This is a genomic window from Candidimonas nitroreducens (assembly GCF_002209565.1).
Taxonomy (GTDB): Bacteria; Pseudomonadota; Gammaproteobacteria; order Burkholderiales; family Burkholderiaceae_B; genus Candidimonas; species Candidimonas nitroreducens.
In genome coordinates, this window is the sequence record NZ_NJIH01000027.1 from 1 (window position 1) to 1,404 (window position 1,404).

At 68.2% G+C, this 1,404-nt stretch carries 2 protein-coding genes; both read left to right on the forward strand.

Going from position 1 to position 1,404, the window contains the following annotated elements; all coding sequences use genetic code 11:
* The coding region (locus tag CEY11_RS24910) for a fumarylacetoacetate hydrolase family protein (protein WP_198958990.1) at nucleotides 1-640 on the forward strand (640 nt) is incomplete at its 5' end.
* Between the two features lie 9 nt (nucleotides 641-649).
* A partial coding sequence (locus CEY11_RS24915) for a fumarylacetoacetate hydrolase family protein (RefSeq protein ID WP_088606143.1) occupies nucleotides 650-1,404 on the forward strand: 755 nt, incomplete at its 3' end.

The following is a 1,404-nucleotide window of genomic DNA, read 5'->3' on the forward strand; positions in this document are numbered from 1 at the left end:
CGGGCAGCCCCGCACCGTGGTGGGCGCCCTGCTGAACTACCGCCAGACCCTGGAACAACTGGGCGAGGCTGCCAGCCAGCCGCCCTACAAGGCGCCGCCCAAAGCACCCATACTCTACATAAAACCCGCCAACACCTATGCCGCGCAGGACAGCGACATCGCCCTGCCGGCCGACGTCTCCGAAGTGGAAGTCGGCGCCTGCCTGGGCATCGTGTTCGGCCGCAAGGCCACTCGCGTCTCCGAACAAGAGGCGCTGGACTACGTGGCGGGCTACCGCATCGTGGCCGACCTCTACGTGCCGCACGCCAGCCTCTACCGCCCGGCCATCAAGCAGAAATGCCGCGACGGCTTCTGCCCCATGGCCGCGCACACCGTGCCGCGCAGCGCAGTACCTGACCCCGACGACCTCGCCATCGAGGTACGCATCGACGGCCAAGTGGCGCAACAGGCGCATACCCGCGACCTGATCCGCCCCGTGGCGCGCCTGATCGCCGACGTCACGCGCTTCATGAGCCTGGACGCCGGCGACATCCTGCTGGCGGGCGTGCCCGCCGGCGCCCCACGCGCGCGTGCCGGACAGCGCTACGAAATCGACATCGCCCGCCTGGGCAGCCTCGCCAACCGCCTCGTCGCGGCATAGGTACCCCCCATGAAACATGCCCGCATACGCTATCAGGACAAGCTCCACCTGGCCACCGACGCCGGCGACGGCGCGCTGCTGCTGGCCGACGGCCGCCGCGTCGCGCAAGACGACGTGCAATGGCTGCCGCCCATAGCGCCGCGCACCACCTTCACCCTGGCCATCAACTACGCCGACCACGCCAAGGAACTGGCCTTCAAGGCCCCCGAAGAACCGCTCGGGTTCCTGAAGGCCGCCAACACCTTCGTCGGCCACCGCAGCCAGACCCTGCGCCCGGACGACGTCGCCTTCATGCACTATGAATGCGAGCTGGCCGTGGTGATCGGGCGCGAGGCCCGCAACGTGTCGCGCGCCCAGGCCTACGACTACGTGGCCGGCTACACCGTGGCCAACGACTACGCGCTGCGCGACTACCTGGAAAACTGGTACCGCCCCAACCTGCGTGTCAAGAGCCGCGATACTTGCACCCCGCTGGGCCCCTGGCTGGTCGAGCGCGACGACGTGCCCGACCCCATGAACCTGAACCTGCGCACCACCGTCAACGGTGTCGAGACCCAGCGCGGCAACACCCGCGACATGGTGTTCGACATCCCGGCGCTGATCGAATACTTCAGCAGCTTCATGACCTTGTCGCCGGGCGACCTGATCCTTACTGGCACGCCCGACGGCATCGTCAACGTGCAGCCGGGCGACGAGGTCGTCACCGAAATTGAAGGCATCGGCCGCCTGGTCAACACCCTGGTGGCATGCCCCGGCGACACCGC